Source organism: Clostridioides difficile ATCC 9689 = DSM 1296 (assembly GCF_001077535.1).
GTDB classification, from domain to species: domain Bacteria; phylum Bacillota; class Clostridia; order Peptostreptococcales; family Peptostreptococcaceae; genus Clostridioides; species Clostridioides difficile.
This window is the reverse complement of the sequence record NZ_CP011968.1, coordinates 2,059,394-2,076,755: the sequence shown is the minus strand read 5'-3', so window position 1 is coordinate 2,076,755 and position 17,362 is coordinate 2,059,394. Positions and strand designations below refer to the sequence as shown.

Sequence of the window (17,362 nt, the reverse complement as noted above, 5' to 3'; positions counted from 1 at the left end):
CTATCCTTAAAATCCTGTTGGATTGTCTGCAACTGATTTTACTGCTTCTGCAAATGCATCACATGCTGCTTTACAAGCCGATTGAGAACCTGTAAGTAATGCTCCACCAAAGTTTGTTTCAGTTGGAGGTGCAAATAATTCACACATCTTAACATCTGCAGCTTTCATTGCTGCATCTAGTGCATACATTGCTTCAAGTGGTGGTGCTACTAAATAAGCTAATGCTTCACCTTCTCTTATTCCTGCTACCTCTGAAAGGTATGTACCTGTTCTTGATACACAGTGAGCATAGTATGCTATTGAATCATCATCATTTGCACTTATAAAAGTTGCTCCATACTCTAGAAAATCAACTACTGCATTTAGACCACTTCTTACTTCTGCTGGGCTTGGACCTGCTATTATTCCTAATACTTCACCAGCAAGTTTTGTTGAAGCATTTGCAGCACCTGCATACATTGATTTTGCATATACAACATCAACTTCTGAAGCTTTAGTTGCTTCGTCAAGAGCTGTATACGTAACATCATCACAGTCTGCAGTTATTAAGCCTAAGCTTTTGTGATGTGATTTTAATTCTAGTTTTTGTGCCATTTCTGGACTTATATTTGAAATTATTTTAATTCCTAGTATATTAGGACGAATTACATCATTTTTCATATTCTACACTCCCTCGACTTTATTTAAGGTCTATTCCTGAAGCTTTTTTATCTAACATAGTTTTTATAAGTTCAGCTATATGAGCACCTGCTTCAACTGCAGTTGTTCCACCTTTGTGAATGTTTGATATAACTGTTCTTTTTGCTTCTGCCATTCCTATATATGGCTTATAAGCTATATATGCTGACATTGATTCAGCAGTAACTAATCCTGGTCTTTCTCCAACCAACATACATATAACTTCACAACCTAATTCTTCACCTAAGTGGTCCATAGCACCAACTCTACAATGTTTAACAAATAAAATTTCACTTGAATCTATACCATACATTTTTAGACCCTGTTTTATAGCTGGCACACAGTCTTTTAAATTTGCCTCTATTGCAGCTGAGCTAAGCCCATCTCCAACTAATATTAAAACCTTTTGATTTGTACCAAATTTAGATTTTATATTATTTATAGTTTCTGGAGAAAATTTTCTTCCCAAATCTGGTCTTGTTAAGTATTCATCTTTATCTTTACATAAAGTTTCCACTGCAAACATATTATTTTCTTTTATAAATTCTTCATCTACATAAGAGAATACAGCATCTTGTGCAGCAGCATGGTCTGCTCTAAATCTTAAAACTGTTTCTGTTTTATATCTAGTACCAGCTCTTCCTATACCTAATCTTGCAGGTGTTTTTGCTTTCATATCTAAATAAGCTTCTGCATCCTTAGGATTTTTTACTAGTAATTGCTTTCTTATATCAACTTCTGTTATATCATCTATACAAGCATTGTTGTCTACTACAACTTCAGTTGCCTTTTTAACAGTCTCAGACACAACATTAGTATCTAATTCTCCAACCATTTGTCCAACTAATTGTTCTACCAATGCTTTTAAATCCTTCTCATTCATATTAAATACCTCCTATCCTAATAATACAGATGCGTCTCCCGCCAACTCTGTTAACTTACCATCTTTAGAGAATCCCATCTTTTCCATCCAAGCATCAAATTCTTTTATTGCTGTTAGTCCAAACATTTCTCTAAGTGATGCTGTTTCATGGTATCCTGTTGTTTGATAGTTAAGCATAACATCATCTCCATGAGGTATTCCCATAAAATACGTACATCCTGCTGTTGTTAATAGTATGGCTAAGTTTTCCATATCATTTTGGTCAGCCTTCATATGGTTAGTGTAACAAACATCAACACCCATTGGTAAGCCATGTAGTTTACCCATAAAGTGGTCTTCAAGTCCTGCTCTTACAACTTCTCTAGCATCATATAAGTACTCAGGTCCTATAAACCCAACAACTGTATTTACTAAGAATGGTTCATACTTTTTAGCAAATCCATAGCATCTAGCTTCCATAGTAACTTGGTCTATTCCATGATGTGCTTCTGAAGATAATTCTGAACCTTGTCCAGTTTCAAAATACATAACGTTAGGTCCTGTAGCTGTACCGTGTTTTAAGGCTAACTGTCTAGCTTCTTCTATAGTGTCGCCGTTAAATCCAAATGCTTCATTTCCTTTTTCAGAACCTGCTATAGATTGGAATATTAAATCTGCAGGAGCACCATTTCTTATTGCTTCCATTTGTGTAGTAACGTGTGCCAATACACATGTTTGAGTTGGTATTTGATATTTTTGTTTTACTTCTTCAAATCTTTTTAATACTTTAGTAACACTCTCAACAGAGTCATCAACTGGATTTAATCCAAGTACTGCATCTCCTATACCAAAAGTTAAACCTTCAAGAAGTGATGCAAGTATTCCATCTGGGTCGTCTGTTGGATGATTAGGTTGAAGTCTTGCTGATAATGTTCCTTGTTCTCCTATAGTTGTATTACAGTGAGCAGTAACCTTTATCTTTTTAGCTGCATAAACTAAGTCCATATTTGACATTAATTTTGCAACTGCTGCTATCATTTCAGAAGTTAATCCTCTTGATATTCTTCTTATATCAAGACTTGTAGTATTTGAATCCAATAGCCATTCTCTAAGTTCAGAGACTGTCCAATTTTTTATTTCTTCATAAACTTTTTCATTTACAGCATCTTGTATTATTCTTGTTACTTCATCTTCTTCATATGCCACTGCAGGATTATTTCTTATATCCTCCAATTTTATGTGTGATAAAACAACTTTTGCTGCTATTCTTTCTTCAGCTGATTCTGCTGCAAGACCTGCTAATTTATCTCCTGATTTTTCTTCATTAGCTTTAGCCATTACATCATATAAGCCTTTAAACTGATAAGTACGTCCAAATAATTTTGTATTTAAAATCATTTACTTACCTCCTTCTATTAATTAAAAACTAATGTTTTTATTACCACAGGTAAAACTTTACCTTCAACTATAGGTTTTCCAATGTCGATATAGTCTCCATTTTCAACCTTGACACTGTCTATACAAACAATTTCTTTTTCATAATTTAATAATGCATATATTGCTTGACCTAACACTTTTGCCATATCATTTTCAACAATTACTATAAAAGGTAAATCATTTTCTATGATTTGTTGCATTCCATCTACAAACCCTTTAGCATACTCTTGTATATCTAAAAAGGTTGGATTTTTCTTTCCTATCATGGCTATAGCAACTTTCTGTAAATCATTTTCTAGTTTAAACCAATTAAGTTTATTTTTTATAGCTTCACTGATTTGTTTTGAAGTGCCTGTTTCTTCATCAATTGATAATTTTAAAACTGGCAAGTTCTTAAGTGGAAACTTTTCGCTAGTGTAAGTTATTGTACTTCCACTTACTTCAGTAGTATGAGAACCTGCTCCAACCACTGTGGCTCTTATTGTTTCCATAGATTTAACTACATTTACTTTTTTAAGGTATTCACAATTTTTTATTGCTTGCCCAAGTAAAATTCCCAAGTCACCATATTCAAAATAATCTTTTATTTCTCCATCATAGTAAATATAATCAGCTACTCCACCAGAGAATGAAACATTTTTAATAGTTTCATCTATACTTATTGATTTATTGGTTATTATAAAATCAAACAAAGGTGTCTGTTTCTTTAGTCCTATGCTTTCCATTAATAAGTCAACCATTATATCCACTACTGGCTTTGTATTTTCTACAGTAGCCATTGTGCCTACTTGAAGATTTAAATTATTATCTTTTATGATTTTATCTATTTTAGGTGATATATAAGTTATTTTTTTACTTATTTTATCTATCTTTACAAGCCTTCCACCTATATCCAAACACCCAGTATCGGTTACTTCTCCCCTTTTAAATGAGGCTATGTTACTAGTTCCCCCACCTATGTCTATATTTACAATTGTAGTTGAATGTTCTTTTGAATAAATATGAGCTCCAGCTCCTTTTCCTGATATTATACTTTCTAAATCAGGTCCTGCTGTTGCAACAACGAAGTCCCCAGCAAATCCACTCAAAGTATGAAGTACATCATTTGCATTTTCTTTTCTAGCTGTTTCACCAGTTATTATTACTGCTCCTGTATGTATATCTTCTTTAGATATATTTGCTTTTTTATATTCATTTTCAACTATATCTTTTATTTGTTGACCATTTATTTCATTATTTGAAATAAGAGGGGTGAAATAAACTTTGCTTTTATAAATAATTTCTTTGTCTACTATACTTATTCTAGGTACCGAAAAATTTGATTCAGTATTTTCTACTATTAATTTAGAAAAAATTAACTGAGTAGTACTTGTTCCAATGTCAATACCAACACTTAATAACTCTTCTCTCATTTTCTCACCTCCTAAAATTTAAGTATGTCTTAAACAAGCAAAGAGGCTTAAAGTTATAATAAATACCTGTTAAATTGAATATATACTTATAATTTTTATAAATACATTCAATTAACTTAATCTATTAATAACCTTAAGCCTCTTTGCTCAATTAAAACTACTACTTTGTAGATGAGTTATTATTTAAATATTAATTTGTGTAGGTATAGTAATTAATACTTCTGTACCATTCTCACTACTTTTTCTCTCTATATTTCCTTTTAACATCTGTGTTATATAACTATCTATTATATATGTCCCTAAGCTATTTTTATTTATATTATTACTATCAAATCCAATTCCATCATCTATAATAGCAATATTTCTATAGTCGTTATCTTTATTTATTAATATTTGTATAGTACCATGTTCTCTATCCGAAAATGCATGGTCATAACAATTTTGTAGTATTTCATTTATAACCAAAAGTATTGCTGTTGCTTTTTCTCCACTAATTTTAAAATCTTCACCAGTTATACGTATATCTATATCCTTACTAAATAAATAGCCACCTTGAATATTTGACACTAATAAATTGATACCTTCTCGTATAGATATATTATTATCAACTTCTTTAGATAGTAAATAATGAGTCGAAAGTATTGCAAATACCCTATTTATTATGTTATCTAAACACTGCTTTACTTCATCATTTTGAGATAATCTACTTTGTTTTTTTATTATAGATATTACTGTATGAAGATTATTTTTTACTCTATGATGAGCTTCTCTTATAGCCACTGTTTTCAAAACTAATTCTTCTTCTTTTCTCTTTAAATCACTTATATCTTGTACTATTTTGCAAACCTTAAATTCATCATCTTTGATGTATATGGTCTTTATTTTAAAAAACATATTACCTATTGAAACTTCATTTGTCTCATCATAATTTTCATCCATTAATATATTTTCAAAGGTGTTGGTTTCTATATCTAAATCATTGTAATGCATATCTTGTATATCATATCCAAACCCAAGATTTTTGTATATCTCAGTTGCAATACGATTTTTAATTTTTAATTTTCCATTTTTATCAAATATTAATATGGCTGAATTTAAATTATCAACTAAAAAGTCATTATTTCCGATAAGTTTTATAAACTGATGTAAATTTTTATTTTCTTCGTCTTCACTAGCATTAAACTCATTCTTAACTTCACTACTTATATCTTTTTCAACTATTAGTACTGCTAAAACTTTGTCATCTAGTGTTATTGGCTGAATATTTTGTTTGACCAGTTTATATTCCTGTGTTAAAGCTTTAATATCTCTTACTCTTTCTCCTGTTTTTAAGCACTTTATAACTCCTGGTTCATTTTCAATTAAAGCCTTTTTACCTATAACATTTTCACAGTACATTGACTTTTCTTTAGGTCTACCATGTGCCACAACAATTGCTTCATCATCAAATTTACTTAGTACATCTATAAAAACATCAGCTTCATAAAAAGAAGCCATTAAATCTAAGGATTTTGATACTTCTATAATTTTTTCAATTTCGTTATTATTTAAGTATGTTTGTGCAGTTGATATTTTTTTTATCGTATTAGTCATCGTATCCTATTATAATCATTTTGGCAATTTCCATCATTGTAGTTCTTTTATCCATACTTAATTTTCTTATTCTAGTGTATGCTTCATCCTCAGAAATCTTAAACTCTCTTATAAGTATACCTTTTGCTCTTTCTACTAATTTTCTTTCATTCAATTTAGAATTTACTTTTTCTAAATCTTTTTTCATTTTTTCAAATTCATTTACCTTATTTAAACACATTTCTATGGTTGGGATAAGTGATTTTTCACTTGCTGTTTTTACTAAATATCCATAAGCACCTATACTTTTAGCCTTTTCTACGTATTCTTTATCTTCAAATGAAGTTAATAAAAGTACTCCACCAGCTAGATTTTCTTTACATATTATTTTGCCTGCCTTTATACCATCAAGTATTGGCATCTCTATATCCATTATAACTAAATCAGGTTTGTGTTTTTTACACATTTCAACAGCTTCAAATCCATCACTTGCTTCGCCTATTATTTCATAGCCATGACTTTCTAATATATCTTTTGTATCCATCCTTAACAGTGGTTCATCATCAACCAATAGTATTTTTTTCCCCATGTTCCTACCTCGCTTAAAGATTAAATCTTCTTAAAATAGTTTATACATTTTTTTATTTTATCATACTTTAATAATATTTTTGAATAAAAAAATATTTCCCCTTAAACTTCATCTATATTTTTATATTTTTCTAGATATTTAAATAATTTTTCAAGTCCAATATTATCAACTGTGTCTATTTTAAAGATTTGACTTGCTCCTGCTAGTGATAGTCTTTCATAAGCTATATTGACTTCGTTTTCAGTAGCTTTATTTATTTTAGTTATAATTCCTATTACGTCTTTGCAAAACATACTGGCAAAACCTGGTGCTATATAATTTTCTTCTTGTGTGGCATCATACACTATTGCTATAATTTTAGCATCTGCTGATGTTGTTATTAAGGCATTATATAGGTTTCTATTTTCCATATACTCACCAGGAGTGTCTATTGCATTATTATAAAGTTCCACTGATTGAGTTTTTTTATACTTTAATTCTAACTGGTCTAGTTTTTGACATAAGGTAGTTTTACCACTACCTGTCTTTCCCATAAATATTATATTCTTCATTGTATTATTATGTCCTTGTGATTTTTGTAGATGAGAAGTTTAACATATTTCCTAAGACTTCTAAAACATCATTTAACGCTGATTCTACAGAACTTACATCACCTGATATTACTACTGAACCACTAAATCTATCTATAAAACCTAAAGATACATTTGAAGCCTTTGTAGCAACATCTGCTGCTATTATTGACGCTTCACTTGGTGTTATTGTAAGTATTCCTATTGCATCTTTTTTATCAAGTACTAATCCTAACTTCTTATATATGTCTTCATTAGGGTTAGCTATGATATGTGCTAATGTAACCTGTTTTCCAGGAACATATTCTTGAATAACTCTTTGCTTAGATTCTTCAGTCAAATTTATTCCCTGCTTTCTTTGAATATAGTTTATTAAAAAGCTATTTGATTAAAATAAAAGGAGCTCCATAAGAATAATATTAATATTCCTAAGAAGCTCCATTGCTTTCTACTAAAGTATCACGCCTTTGTGATACTTTCATTATAGTTTTATGTTTTATATTTGTCAATATATAATTTATATTTTTAAAAACATTTTCCCTATTTGTATAATATTATATTTACATGTAATAAAATGTAGTTATTTAATGTTCTTTAATATGTTTATTATATCATCTTCAGTTGGTACCTTAGGATTAGTTAATGTACAAGTATCTTTTATAGCAAGTTTTGCTATTTCTCTTTCTTCATTAGTTATATCTTCTAAACTTAATTTGCATTGTGTCAATTTAGTTGGCATATTCATTTCTTTTTGTAGTTTCTTTATTTCATTTACTAAATTTCTAACAGATATTCTTATATTAGCACTCCCAAGTCCTACTAATTCTGCTATTTGTGCATATTTTTTAGCTGTAGCAGAGTAAGTTGTGTTAGTATATCCTACTATTGATGAATTATATTCTATTACATGAGGAAGTAATATAGAGTTTGTTCTTCCATGTGGTATATGGAATTTTCCACCTAATACATGTGCAATAGAATGATTTATGCCAAGTGATGCTTGGTTAAATGCCATACCTGCTAAACAAGATGCATTGTGCATTTTTTCTCGAGCTTCTATGTCATTTCCATCTTTATATGCTTTTATTAAGTATTTAAATACTAACTTTATAGCTTTTTCAGCTAGTGCATCTGAAAAGTCATTAGAATTTGTAGATACGTAAGCTTCTATAGCATGTGTCAATACATCCATCCCTGTATCTGCTGTTATAAAATTTGGTACAGTTTTTACAAGCTCTGGGTCTAGTATTGCCATATCTGGAAGTAAATCATCACTCACTAATGGATACTTACATTTTTTTTGACTATCTGTTATTACAGCAAATGATGTTACTTCTGAACCTGTTCCACTTGTTGTTGGTATTGCTATAAACTCTACTTCGTTAATTTTTAATATTTTTTTAGAAAAGTCCATTATAGATTTTGCTGCATCTATTGCAGAACCACCACCTAATGCTATTATTACGTCTGGATTTATAGATTTAAATGCTTCTATTCCTGCTACTACTACTTCTATTGGTGGGTCTGGTACTATTTCTTCAAAAACTTGATATGTTGAGTTTATTAAATTAGATGTTATTTTATCTATTGTTTTTGATTTCACCATAAAAGGGTCTGTTATTATTAGTACATTTTTGTTTTTTAATTCTTGCAAAGCTTTTAGTGAGCCTTCTCCAAATTTTATTCTAGTTTTAATCTCAAAGTTATTCAAAGTCCTATCCTCCTTAAGTTAAATACGCAAAAAAGCTCCATAGACTTTATCTATGGAGCTCCATTGCTCTTTTAACACTTCATTGTGCTATATTTAAAAATATACTATTTGATTAATATAATGTCAAGTCATAGTGTATAAAACCAATAGTATATAAAATCAATAATTAAAGCTTATGTATTAGCTTTACTTATATTTAATTCTTTTTCTAAAGTACTAAATGCTTCATTTAAAGCTTCTTTAGGATATTTTTTACTTATTATATTTACAAACCAACTAGCTTTATCCATTTCTATTTTATTAAGTTTAGCTTTATCTTTAGGGAAAATTTCTATAACATTGATTTCCATATGCAATCCCCCTATAAATTTTTGTTATACCTATTAGTTCAAAAAAATTATCTTTTAAAATATTTAAATTTCAACTTTTTCACACTAACCTATGATTTTATATTAATAATCTATGAAATTAGAGATTTGTCCTGATACAATTAAATATCAAAATTTATTATTGATTTAGAACTTGAATAGTAAAGAAATAAAATAAATAGTCATATATTATAAAAAGTAGAATTATATAAATTTACCTAATTAATAAATTCATTCTAATAAGTTTACTTAAAAGGTTGTAGATAAATAGTTTCAAATATATATCCTAACTTATAGGAGGTTTTAATTTTGAAAGCTGCAATTTATTCAAGAAAATCAAGATTTACTGGAAAAGGTGATTCTATAGAAAATCAAATACAATTATGTATTGATTATGCAAAGTCTATTGGTGTAAAAGATTTTTTGATATATGAAGATGAGGGATTTAGTGGTAGCAATATAGATAGACCACAATTTAAGAAAATGATGCAGGATGCCAAAGATAAGAAATTTAGTTACCTAGTTTGTTATAGATTAGATAGGATATCGAGAAATGTATCTGACTTCTCTACTTTAATAGAAAAATTAAATGAACTAAACATATCATTTATATCTATCAAAGAACAATTTGATACTTCAACTCCAATGGGAAGAGCTATGATGTTTATATCAAGTGTATTTGCTCAATTAGAAAGAGAAACAATAGCAGAACGTATAAAAGACAATATGTATGAATTAGCCCGTAGTGGTAGATGGCTTGGAGGCAATACACCTCATGGATTCAACAGTGAAAAAATCACATTCTTAGATGAAAATCTAAAAGAAAGAAGTATGTATAAGCTTCAAGTAAATGATGAACAAATGGAGATTGTAAAGCTAATATACAATAAATATTTAGAACTTAGGTCCTTATCTAAGTTATATAAATATGTCTATAATAATGGAATAAGGGGTCCTCGTGGTGGCAAATTTGACCCTAGTTCTTTATCTAGAATACTTAGAAATCCAGCATATGTAAAAGCTAATGATGAAATTTTAGATTACCTTAAAAATAGTGGTATGGATGTTGTAGGTACTCCAGATAGAAAATGTGGAATCCTTACCTATGCTAAAAATACATCTAACTCAATAGCAGCAATTGCAAAACACCATGGAGTCATAGAACCTGAAATATGGCTTGAAGTACAAAATCAATTAGATAAAAATCGTGATAAAACTCCAAGGATATCAACTGGAAAAACTGCTCTTTTATCTGGTCTTATAAAATGTGGTAAATGTGGTTCTAATATGAGAATTACCTATAAAGGCAAAAAAACTGACAAGGATTTAAAGTATTATTATATTTGTGGTACTAAAAAAACACTTGGGTCTGATAGTTGCAACTGTAAAAATCTTAATGGTCCATTAGTTGAAAGTTTAGTTATAGATAAAATTAAGAATTGTAAAGAAGAGTCTATTATAAGTGCATTCAATAGTAATAACATTAAGACTGATAATGTTTTTAATATTTTTAAATCTGAGACTAATTTACTTAAAAATCAAATTTTAGATAAGGAAAGACTTATTAAAAATTTAGTTATAGAGCTTGCAAAAAATACTGGTAGTACTGCTTCTGATTATATAGTTTCCCAGATTGAGAGCCTAAATAATGAGATTAGTATTTTAAAGGATAAGATTAATATTTTGGAATCTAGTAACATCAATATTAGTAGTGACAGTATTAATATTGATATTATTGTTAGTAATTTGAAGAGATTTAATGATGAAGTTGATAATGCCAGTTTAGATGATAAGAGATTGTTATTATCTACTATTATTAATAGTATCGTTTGGGATAGCAGTTTAGGAAATCTTAATATTGTTTATATGGGTGCTGAAGTTGATAATTCTGTTTCTTTAAGCAATTAGTTGCACTTTTTTAGCTATAGCAGAAGCAATAAGCATATCAGATAAGGTTGCAATACTATCTAAAAGACCAGCTACCATAAAAAATATTTACGATATTGAACTTAACATGGATGGAACAAAAACGCCTCTCAAAACACGTAAAGTTCCTGATTTTCAAAAGTATTTCGACATATTATGGAAGGAGCTAGATACACATGAGGCTTAATAAAAGATCTGAAGGATATATAAACTATGTTAAAGGTGTAAAAAGAGAAAAAAGAAATGTATTATTCTACCAGCTATTAATTTTAATTGGTTTTATTGTAATCTGGGAACTTTTAGCTGACTTAAATGTTATAAATACATTTCTATTTAGCAAACCAAGTGATATTTACAATTTATTTATTCAATATGCATTTAGTGGTCAATTATTTAAACATATTGGAATATCTGTATATGAAACTGTTCTTGGTCTTGTTATAGGTACTGTATTAGGTATTTTGGTAGCAATTGCTCTTTGGTGGTCAGAAAAATTATCAAAAATATTAGACCCATTTTTGGTAGTTTTAAATGCTCTTCCTAAGACTGCTTTAGCTCCTATAATTATAGTTTGGGTAGGTGCTGGAATAGAAGGAATCGTCGTAACAGCTGTAACGATTTCTGTTGTTGTTACTATACTTTCAGCTTATAATTATTTTATGAATATAGATGAAGAAAAAATTAAGATGTTAAAAAGTTTTGGAGCTACTAAATCTCAAATATTATTTAAACTCATATTACCTGCAAACACAGGAAATTTAATAAATTTAACTAAAATTAATATTGGTATGGCATGGGTAGGTGTAATAGTTGGAGAATTTTTAGTTTCAAGATATGGAATAGGCTACTTGATAGTATATGGTTCTCAAGTATTTAAATTAGATTTAGTAATGATGGGAGTATTTGTATTGGCTATCTGTGCTTGGGCAATGTACGCTGTAGTTAATATTATAGAAAAAATATACAATTCCAGATAAATAAAAATTTTATTTAGAATATTTGATGTATCAGTGATTATAATAAAAAATGATTTCTTTACAGTAATCATTTTTTTAAATTAAAATAAAGCGTAAGTTTTTGATTATCTTCTTATAATTCATCATGTTGCTAGCACAGCTCTATTTTATGGGCTTTGCTGGCTTTTTATTGCCTCCAATTATATACATAATGCTTAAATGCAGTCATTTCTTTATTACCTATGCTTAAATTTCTACAAAAGAAAAGACAGTCAACTTTTTAATCAAAATTAACTGTGCTTTATATTTAATTTTTATTTTTGTGCTCCGTTTGTTAGATAGCAGAGACTTAATTTTGTATTTTGAACAGGATTGAATCTTAAAAATTTCCCAATTATATCAATTTCAAAGTCCATTAAGAATAATCCTATAAGAACTTTGCTAATTTGGTCTAAGAATATTAAGGATATAACTGGAAAAACAAAAGACTTTACTTGTCTGATATTAACACCTCCTTGCAAAAGTCATTCACTTTTTCCTTATTGTTAAATCCCAAAAAGGAATTTTGATTTATTGATTTCACATCAATAATTATAACATGGGTAAATTATCAAATCATTTCTTTTCTGACTTTGTAGATAATACTTATCTCCATATATTTCTACTCGCAATAGTTGTACAAATCGTTGTAAATCATGCTACCAGACCTCGCATTTCCTGCATCTGACGCATGAGAGTATAAGTCCAGCAGTCTTGCTTCCTGTACTTTACTTAATGCGGTTTTGGGCCTACTGTCGTCCTCAATAACTTCGCTTAGTTGGAAATCAAAAAGGTTCTTCATTACATAGTCGTCCTCGATTGCCATGTAGAATGACGCTTTTAAGGAACGCTTGCTGTATTATAAAAAGCAGAGTTACTTCATATTTTCTTACGTGTCAAAAAGATTCCAATAATTGCTCCTATAAGGACAATCGGTACTAATCTGACAAATAGCCACTCAAAAGCATGAAAAGCTACTCCAAAAACAGCGGTTTCAGGGTCGGTATAATTCCAATCCAAGTAAGGACTATTTAGTCTCCCTAAGACCACAAAAACTATTAATATGACTGCACATAATAAAATAAATAACCAATGAAACATTTTTCTTCTCATGTTTTTTCTTTGTGCAAGTTGCAAGTTTATAATCTCTAATTTTTCAGAAATCACTTTTAAGTTATCAACTTCCGACTCAACAATAGTTTCTCCAAGTAAAGTGCTTACGGGCGTTTCAAGCACCTCTGATATGGAAATCAACATATCAGAATCGGGAACCGACAGTCCTTGTTCCCATTTAGATATTGTTTGTCGCACTACATTCAGTTTTATAGCAAGTTCTTGTTGTGAAAGTCCTTTTGACTTCCTGATTGTTTTAATGTTTTCGCTTAACATTAGGGCTAACCACCTTTCTTTCAGTTGTTACCGATATTATAAGCAAAACTGCCCATTGCTTCAAGCAACGCATTTTAACATTCAAGTAAATTTCTTCTTTTTCCTTTAATCGTTTTGCTTATATATAGTTTTTATGCGGATATTCTCGATTTTTAAGCGCTTTTTATAATAAAAATAGATATGTCCAGTAATTAAAACTGTAGAAATATTTATAAAGGCATAAGACAAATTTACCTACAATTTTTAGTGTTTAGATTCTAAAAAAATAAAAATAATTATAATTGAGTTCATAATTTTAAAACTTATTGAATATAATTATATGTCGGTTAAAGACGTATGAAAATAAAAGGAATTTACAAGTTATGTGTTGTATAGATATTGTATATGCAGCATGTAATAAATCTTAGCACTATTTATATTCTATACAAAAAGATATTTGAAGGGAGATTAAAAATGGGAATATTAGAAGGCGCTGCAATGATAAGAGAGATTGCAATTAAAATAGCTAAAGAAAAAGGTATTACAGAACAAAAGGCATGGCCCGAAGCTGTAAAAGAATTTAAAGAAAAATATGAACTTGTATTATAAACTTTGACTGTAAAACTGTCTCTATTTTATTGAGACAGTTTTTTATATTGTAACATTCATATTACGAAGAAAGATATATATAATTTTAGATTCCTTGTAACTTTAATTTAAAATGAAATAATTTAGACTAAAAACAGTATTAATAAATTTTATTTATCGTATAAATTTGTTTTTAATATTATTTTTAAGGTATAAATCTTATATATTAGATATAAATTTTGGAGGTATATGATTTGAATAAAAAACTTGAAAATAGATGCTCATGGCAAGAATATTTTATGAGACTGTGCGAAACAGTAGCTGAAAGAGGAACTTGTGATAGAGCTTATGTAGGAGCTATAATTGTCAATTCAGAAAACAGAATAGTGTCTACTGGATATAATGGTAGTATTTCTGGAGATAAGCATTGTAGTGAAGTTGGTCATGAAATGAGAGATGGACATTGTATTAGAACCATTCACGCTGAACAAAATGCCCTTTATTATTGTGCAAAAGAAGGTATTTCAGTTAAAAATTGCTCTATTTATGTAACTCACTTTCCTTGCTTAAATTGTACTAAGGCTATAATTCAAGCTGGAATTAAACATATATATTATAGAACTGGATATAGAATAGATGAATATGCTATAAAATTATTGCAATCAAGTAATGTCTTATATACAAAATTATAATTTTAACATTATTTACTTAATATTCTATATTTTTACAAAATGGGTTATAATAAAAGTATAAGATATAAAAAGAAACAAAATTCTAGGTTATGCATATATTAAATAGAAGTTAAATTTAATTGTAAAGGAGATGTTAGTTTGAAAGTAGTAATAATACCAGGGCACACTTTAATTGGAAAAGGTACAGGAGCTGTTGGGTATATAAACGAAAGCAAAGAAACAAGAATACTGAATGACTTAATTGTTAAATGGCTTAAAATAGGTGGAGCTACTGTTTATACAGGAAGAGTTGATGAATCAAGTAATCATTTAGCAGACCAATGTGCTATAGCAAATAAACAGGAAACTGATTTGGCTGTTCAGATTCATTTTAATTCAAATGCTACAACTTCAACTACAGTAGGGACAGAAACAATATATAAGACTAATAATGGCAAAACCTATGCAGAAAGAGTGAATACTAGGTTAGCTACAGTATTCAAAGATAGGGGTGCAAAGTCTGATGTTAGAGGTCTTTATTGGCTTAATCATACTATTGCACCAGCAATATTAATAGAAGTATGTTTTGTAGATAGTAAAGCAGATACAGATTATTATGTTAATAATAAAGATAAAGTTGCTAAATTGATAGCAGAAGGTATACTAAACAAATCTATATCAAATTCTCAAGGGGGAGGGGAAAATAAAGTGTATGAAAATGTAATCGTTTATACAGGTGATGCTGATAAAGTGGCTGCTCAGATTTTACATTGGCAATTGAAAGATTCTTTAATAATTGAGGCGTCTAGTTATAAGCAAGGTTTAGGTAAAAAGGTTTATGTTGTAGGTGGAGAAGCTAATAAACTTGTAAAAGGTGATGTAGTAATAAATGGTGCTGATAGATATGAAACTGTTAAATTAGCATTACAAGAAATAGATAAATTATAAAATCATGATTATTTTATAAAAAATAAACAAGTTAGGATAAAAAAATGATAAGAACAAAAGTTGTAGAGTTGATAGCAACAGTATGCAGAGAAAACAAACCACATAAATGGGTTGATGAAAATTATACTCCTTATGATAAAAGTGGTAAAGTTGAATTAATGTCAATAGAAGATTTAAATGAATTAATATCAAGCAGTGGAAGAGCAGATTTTCTTTATAGCAGTAGATTACAAAAGCTTCTAAATGAGGTTTATATAAATCAAAGTAGAGCATCTTATATATCAGGTTGTGGATTATTTTGGAGTTCGTATTGGGATATACTTGAAGAAAGATTTGAAGAATGGCTATATAATTCTTATATCTTTTTTGATGAAGATGATGAATATTTAGAAGGAATGGAAGATTTTGAGCTTGAATGTAAAGATGTTCTTATGGATGTAATTGAAACAACAAGCATAGATATATATGTTCAAATGATAAAGAGGAATATTACCAATTATTAAAAACACATAGTGTCAAATCAAGCTAATAAAAAACGACCTTATAAATGCTATTTTAAGGTCGTTTAAATTATATCTTATAGGCTTATTTTATATTAACTTATTATTTTTTATCTAGAAAAATGTTTTTAATTATAGTCAATATATCAACTATAACATCCATATTTGATTTGACACTGTCTTTAGTAACAAGAAAATCTGCTGTAACTTCAGTAACTACTTCTGTTACATCTTTCATATTTTCTCCTACTTCTCCAAAAGTTTCTACAACATTAGGAAGATTATTTAAAGTTGTATTTATATTTTGAGTATTTTCATTTAACATAGTTCCAACATTATTTAAAATCTTATGTAGTTTAACAAGTACAATAATTAAATAAACTAAAGCAATACAAGCAAGTATAGCTAATAATACATATATTATACTTATGTTAATCGTTATTGTATTGTCCATATTATTCCTCAGTAACACTAACTGGTTCAACTATATCTATTATTTTATCTTCCTCACTAGAATTTTCAACACTCTTTTTGTTATCTATATATTTTTTTATTTTTTTCTTTGATTCTATAAAGTTTCCTTTTTTATCCTCTAGCTTCTCAGATACTTTGCCTTTTACGTCTACAGTTTTCATATTTATCTTTTCAGCAATTTGTTGTGAAGCATCTTTTATATCCTCTCTTGTTTCTTTTCCAGATTTAGGAGCCAAAAGTACTCCACTCACTGCACCAGTAACAGCTCCTAATACCACACCAGCTGTAGCAATTTTAGCTTTCTTAACTTTTTCAGCTCTCTGTTTAGCTTTTCTTTTATCTTCTATTTTCTTCGATAGATTCATGTTTAATCGCTCCTTATTATAATATTTCTAAACATTATAATACATTTTTTACCATAATGATATAGTTTCTAACTAAATTTTTAAAAATCAATAAAAATTCTTTTTAATTACTTCCTATTCATTACAATTTAAATTTTTATAAGGATTTTCTATATATTTTTCTTTTATTAATATATAATATGTATCACATATAGATTATAAATATCTTATTTAATTAGTTTAATGTATATAACTGAAAACTTTTAGTATAAATGACCTTCAATCTTTCTATATAGATTAAATTAGTATCTCAAAAAAACAATAAGAGAGGAATTAATCCTCTCTTTTTA

The 17,362-nt window shown here is 28.7% G+C and carries 20 protein-coding genes and 1 pseudogene; 6 read left to right on the top strand and 15 right to left on the bottom strand.

Annotation, left to right across the window (positions count from 1 at the left end; genetic code table 11):
* Nucleotides 1-6 precede the first annotated feature (6 nt).
* The 10 genes from eutL to CDIF1296T_RS10025 form a co-directional block, all read right to left on the bottom strand.
* Nucleotides 7-660, bottom strand: coding sequence for an ethanolamine utilization microcompartment protein EutL (eutL, locus tag CDIF1296T_RS10070; RefSeq protein ID WP_003423987.1), 654 nt, complete (start codon nt 658-660; stop codon nt 7-9).
* Nucleotides 661-679: 19 nt separating this feature from the next.
* Entirely contained in the window at nt 680-1,561 is an 882-nt protein-coding gene (eutC, locus tag CDIF1296T_RS10065; protein ID WP_009897052.1) for an ethanolamine ammonia-lyase subunit EutC, read from the bottom strand.
* Between the two features lie 12 nt (nt 1,562-1,573).
* Nucleotides 1,574-2,938: an ethanolamine ammonia-lyase subunit EutB gene (locus CDIF1296T_RS10060; protein WP_003435424.1), complete on the bottom strand. Its 1,365-nt coding sequence runs from the start codon at nt 2,936-2,938 to the stop codon at nt 1,574-1,576.
* Nucleotides 2,939-2,955: 17 nt separating this feature from the next.
* Nucleotides 2,956-4,389, bottom strand: a complete 1,434-nt coding sequence (gene eutA, locus CDIF1296T_RS10055) for an ethanolamine ammonia-lyase reactivating factor EutA (protein ID WP_009897051.1) — start codon at nt 4,387-4,389, stop codon at nt 2,956-2,958.
* Between the two features lie 183 nt (nt 4,390-4,572).
* A complete protein-coding gene (locus CDIF1296T_RS10050) occupies nt 4,573-5,982 on the bottom strand; it encodes a histidine kinase N-terminal domain-containing protein (RefSeq protein ID WP_003435429.1) in 1,410 nt (469 codons plus the stop codon).
* Nucleotides 5,975-6,550 (bottom strand): ANTAR domain-containing response regulator, encoded by a 576-nt coding sequence (locus tag CDIF1296T_RS10045; protein WP_003423977.1) that lies wholly within the window; start codon nt 6,548-6,550, stop codon nt 5,975-5,977. The genes CDIF1296T_RS10050 and CDIF1296T_RS10045 overlap by 8 nt, the downstream gene beginning before the upstream one ends.
* A gap of 101 nt (nt 6,551-6,651) precedes the next feature.
* Nucleotides 6,652-7,101 (bottom strand): EutP/PduV family microcompartment system protein, encoded by a 450-nt coding sequence (locus CDIF1296T_RS10040; RefSeq protein ID WP_003435437.1) that lies wholly within the window; start codon nt 7,099-7,101, stop codon nt 6,652-6,654.
* A 7-nt stretch (nt 7,102-7,108) separates the two neighbouring features.
* Nucleotides 7,109-7,459, bottom strand: coding sequence for an ethanolamine utilization microcompartment protein EutS (gene eutS / locus CDIF1296T_RS10035; RefSeq protein WP_003423973.1), 351 nt, complete (start codon nt 7,457-7,459; stop codon nt 7,109-7,111).
* 240 nt (nt 7,460-7,699) lie between these two features.
* Nucleotides 7,700-8,830, bottom strand: a complete 1,131-nt coding sequence (locus CDIF1296T_RS10030) for a 1-propanol dehydrogenase PduQ (protein ID WP_009897050.1) — start codon at nt 8,828-8,830, stop codon at nt 7,700-7,702.
* Between the two features lie 173 nt (nt 8,831-9,003).
* Nucleotides 9,004-9,180, bottom strand: coding sequence for a hypothetical protein (locus CDIF1296T_RS10025; protein ID WP_003435444.1), 177 nt, complete (start codon nt 9,178-9,180; stop codon nt 9,004-9,006).
* Nucleotides 9,181-9,507: 327 nt separating this feature from the next.
* Here CDIF1296T_RS10025 and CDIF1296T_RS10020 point away from each other — a divergent pair, with 327 nt between their 5' ends.
* Nucleotides 9,508-11,106 (top strand): recombinase family protein, encoded by a 1,599-nt coding sequence (locus tag CDIF1296T_RS10020; RefSeq protein WP_003435445.1) that lies wholly within the window; start codon nt 9,508-9,510, stop codon nt 11,104-11,106.
* A gap of 194 nt (nt 11,107-11,300) precedes the next feature.
* Nucleotides 11,301-12,101 carry an ABC transporter permease gene (locus CDIF1296T_RS10010; RefSeq protein ID WP_003435446.1) on the top strand — a complete coding sequence of 267 codons (801 nt, stop codon included), beginning with the start codon at nt 11,301-11,303 and terminating at the stop codon, nt 12,099-12,101.
* 293 nt (nt 12,102-12,394) lie between these two features.
* On the opposite strand, the gene CDIF1296T_RS10005 is transcribed toward CDIF1296T_RS10010, so the two are convergent.
* From CDIF1296T_RS10005 to CDIF1296T_RS09995, 3 genes and pseudogenes are all read right to left on the bottom strand, one after another.
* A complete protein-coding gene (locus tag CDIF1296T_RS10005) occupies nt 12,395-12,601 on the bottom strand; it encodes a lipoprotein signal peptidase (RefSeq protein WP_021377922.1) in 207 nt (68 codons plus the stop codon).
* A gap of 224 nt (nt 12,602-12,825) precedes the next feature.
* Nucleotides 12,826-12,972 (bottom strand): annotated as a pseudogene (locus CDIF1296T_RS19705) (site-specific integrase); the annotation flags it as partial.
* 26 nt (nt 12,973-12,998) lie between these two features.
* Nucleotides 12,999-13,508, bottom strand: a complete 510-nt coding sequence (locus tag CDIF1296T_RS09995; protein ID WP_009897047.1) for a helix-turn-helix domain-containing protein — start codon at nt 13,506-13,508, stop codon at nt 12,999-13,001.
* A 453-nt stretch (nt 13,509-13,961) separates the two neighbouring features.
* Between CDIF1296T_RS09995 and CDIF1296T_RS19890 the strand changes: the two genes are divergently transcribed.
* From CDIF1296T_RS19890 to CDIF1296T_RS09975, 4 genes are all read left to right on the top strand, one after another.
* Nucleotides 13,962-14,096, top strand: a complete 135-nt coding sequence (locus tag CDIF1296T_RS19890; RefSeq protein WP_009889851.1) for a hypothetical protein — start codon at nt 13,962-13,964, stop codon at nt 14,094-14,096.
* Nucleotides 14,097-14,329: 233 nt separating this feature from the next.
* Nucleotides 14,330-14,767: a deoxycytidylate deaminase gene (locus tag CDIF1296T_RS09985; protein ID WP_009897045.1), complete on the top strand. Its 438-nt coding sequence runs from the start codon at nt 14,330-14,332 to the stop codon at nt 14,765-14,767.
* 138 nt (nt 14,768-14,905) lie between these two features.
* Nucleotides 14,906-15,694 (top strand): N-acetylmuramoyl-L-alanine amidase, encoded by a 789-nt coding sequence (locus CDIF1296T_RS09980; protein WP_009897044.1) that lies wholly within the window; start codon nt 14,906-14,908, stop codon nt 15,692-15,694.
* Between the two features lie 44 nt (nt 15,695-15,738).
* Complete coding sequence (locus CDIF1296T_RS09975; protein ID WP_009897043.1) at nt 15,739-16,197, top strand: hypothetical protein; 459 nt, start codon at nt 15,739-15,741, stop codon at nt 16,195-16,197.
* A gap of 100 nt (nt 16,198-16,297) precedes the next feature.
* Here CDIF1296T_RS09975 and CDIF1296T_RS09970 read toward each other — a convergent pair whose 3' ends face one another.
* Together CDIF1296T_RS09970 and CDIF1296T_RS09965 are read right to left on the bottom strand one after the other, a co-directional pair.
* The gene (locus tag CDIF1296T_RS09970) at nt 16,298-16,648 is read right to left on the bottom strand and encodes a hypothetical protein (RefSeq protein WP_003428670.1); all 351 of its coding nucleotides are present in this window, start codon (nt 16,646-16,648) and stop codon (nt 16,298-16,300) included.
* A gap of 1 nt (nt 16,649) precedes the next feature.
* Nucleotides 16,650-17,033 carry a YtxH domain-containing protein gene (locus CDIF1296T_RS09965; RefSeq protein ID WP_003428669.1) on the bottom strand — a complete coding sequence of 128 codons (384 nt, stop codon included), beginning with the start codon at nt 17,031-17,033 and terminating at the stop codon, nt 16,650-16,652.
* Nucleotides 17,034-17,362 lie beyond the last annotated feature (329 nt).

Bases quoted from the DNA above. Each gene is read 5' to 3' on its own strand.
- eutL (WP_003423987.1), bottom strand. From the start codon at position 660: ATGAAAAATGATGTAATTCGTCCTAATATACTAGGAATTAAAATAATT.
- eutC (WP_009897052.1), bottom strand. From the start codon at position 1,561: ATGAATGAGAAGGATTTAAAAGCATTGGTAGAACAATTAGTTGGACAA.
- CDIF1296T_RS10060 (WP_003435424.1), bottom strand. From the start codon at position 2,938: ATGATTTTAAATACAAAATTATTTGGACGTACTTATCAGTTTAAAGGC.
- eutA (WP_009897051.1), bottom strand. From the start codon at position 4,389: ATGAGAGAAGAGTTATTAAGTGTTGGTATTGACATTGGAACAAGTACT.
- CDIF1296T_RS10050 (WP_003435429.1), bottom strand. From the start codon at position 5,982: ATGACTAATACGATAAAAAAAATATCAACTGCACAAACATACTTAAAT.
- CDIF1296T_RS10045 (WP_003423977.1), bottom strand. From the start codon at position 6,550: ATGGGGAAAAAAATACTATTGGTTGATGATGAACCACTGTTAAGGATG.
- CDIF1296T_RS10040 (WP_003435437.1), bottom strand. From the start codon at position 7,101: ATGAAGAATATAATATTTATGGGAAAGACAGGTAGTGGTAAAACTACC.
- CDIF1296T_RS10025 (WP_003435444.1), bottom strand. From the start codon at position 9,180: ATGGAAATCAATGTTATAGAAATTTTCCCTAAAGATAAAGCTAAACTT.
- CDIF1296T_RS10010 (WP_003435446.1), top strand. From the start codon at position 11,301: ATGAGGCTTAATAAAAGATCTGAAGGATATATAAACTATGTTAAAGGT.
- CDIF1296T_RS09995 (WP_009897047.1), bottom strand. From the start codon at position 13,508: ATGTTAAGCGAAAACATTAAAACAATCAGGAAGTCAAAAGGACTTTCA.
- CDIF1296T_RS19890 (WP_009889851.1), top strand. From the start codon at position 13,962: ATGGGAATATTAGAAGGCGCTGCAATGATAAGAGAGATTGCAATTAAA.
- CDIF1296T_RS09975 (WP_009897043.1), top strand. From the start codon at position 15,739: ATGATAAGAACAAAAGTTGTAGAGTTGATAGCAACAGTATGCAGAGAA.
- CDIF1296T_RS09970 (WP_003428670.1), bottom strand. From the start codon at position 16,648: ATGGACAATACAATAACGATTAACATAAGTATAATATATGTATTATTA.
- CDIF1296T_RS09965 (WP_003428669.1), bottom strand. From the start codon at position 17,033: ATGAATCTATCGAAGAAAATAGAAGATAAAAGAAAAGCTAAACAGAGA.